Origin of the sequence: Ruegeria sp. THAF57 (genome assembly GCF_903914075.1) — a bacterium.
Lineage (GTDB): Bacteria > Pseudomonadota > Alphaproteobacteria > Rhodobacterales > Rhodobacteraceae > Ruegeria.
Window position 1 is genome coordinate 5001 of record NZ_CAIWNQ010000016.1, and the last position, 1295, is coordinate 6295.

Annotated in this window: 1 tRNA gene and 2 rRNA genes (1 of these 3 only partly in view); all 3 read left to right on the plus strand. The window is 56.2% G+C overall.

Annotated features, from left to right (window positions below):
• Positions 1–775 (plus strand): 23S ribosomal RNA (locus tag RUESEDTHA_RS20720); it begins 2052 nt to the left of the window's first position.
• A gap of 242 nt (positions 776–1017) precedes the next feature.
• Positions 1018–1132 (plus strand): 5S ribosomal RNA (gene rrf, locus RUESEDTHA_RS20725).
• 85 nt (positions 1133–1217) lie between these two features.
• Positions 1218–1294: transfer RNA gene (locus tag RUESEDTHA_RS20730), tRNA-Met, on the plus strand.
• Position 1295 lies beyond the last annotated feature (1 nt).

Consider the following 1295-nt stretch of genomic DNA (forward strand, 5'->3'; position numbering starts at 1 on the left):
GCAGGATAGGTGGTAGGCTTTGAAGCAGGAACGCAAGTTCTTGTGGAGCCTCCCTTGAGATACCACCCTTCGCACTCTTGATGTCTAACCGCGGTCCGTTATCCGGATCCGGGACCCTGCGTGGCGGGTAGTTTGACTGGGGCGGTCGCCTCCTAAAGCGTAACGGAGGCGCGCGAAGGTTGGCTCAGAGCGGTCGGAAATCGCTCGTTGAGTGCAATGGCAGAAGCCAGCCTGACTGCGAGACTGACAAGTCGAGCAGAGTCGAAAGACGGCCATAGTGATCCGGTGGTCCCGAGTGGAAGGGCCATCGCTCAACGGATAAAAGGTACGCCGGGGATAACAGGCTGATACTGCCCAAGAGTCCATATCGACGGCAGTGTTTGGCACCTCGATGTCGGCTCATCTCATCCTGGGGCTGGAGCAGGTCCCAAGGGTACGGCTGTTCGCCGTTTAAAGAGGTACGTGAGCTGGGTTTAGAACGTCGTGAGACAGTTCGGTCCCTATCTGCCGTGGGTGTAGGAGACTTGAGAGGAGTTGCCCCTAGTACGAGAGGACCGGGGTGAACGATCCACTGGTGGACCAGTTGTCGTGCCAACGGCAGTGCTGGGTAGCTATGATCGGACAGGATAACCGCTGAAGGCATCTAAGCGGGAAGCCCCCCTCAAAACAAGGTCTCCCTGAGGGCCGTGGAAGACCACCACGTCAATAGGCCGGAGATGTAAGCGCAGTAATGCGTTCAGTTGACCGGTACTAATCGCCCGATAGGCTTGATTTGATCCAGTAATGGAAAGACAAGACCAAAGCATACACCGACCTTGACCATGGATGACTAAGACGCGGGAACGCGCATTCGTAAACGAATACGCTGCCTCCCGCTCGTGACACTCTGCTGCGCAGAGTGCACGGTGTTGATTGATAACTACAACCGAGTGGCAACGCGCATTCGCAAGCGAATACGCTGCCTGCCACCTGTCGCTTTCTTGCACAGCAAGAAAGTCGACATGGGCTTTTCCTCGGTTTGGTGGTCATAGCGCAAGTGAAACACCCGGTCCCATCCCGAACCCGGAAGTTAAGCACTGCCGCGCCAATGGTACTTGGGCTTAAGCCCCGGGAGAGTAGGTCACCGCCAAACCTAGTAAAAGCCCATTTCTCTCTAAACGATATCAGAATTACCGACCCCGGCCTCAAGCAGCGTAAGCGATAGGCCAACCTAGTGTCGCGGGATGGAGCAGCCCGGTAGCTCGTCAGGCTCATAACCTGAAGGTCGTAGGTTCAAATCCTACTCCCGCAACCAG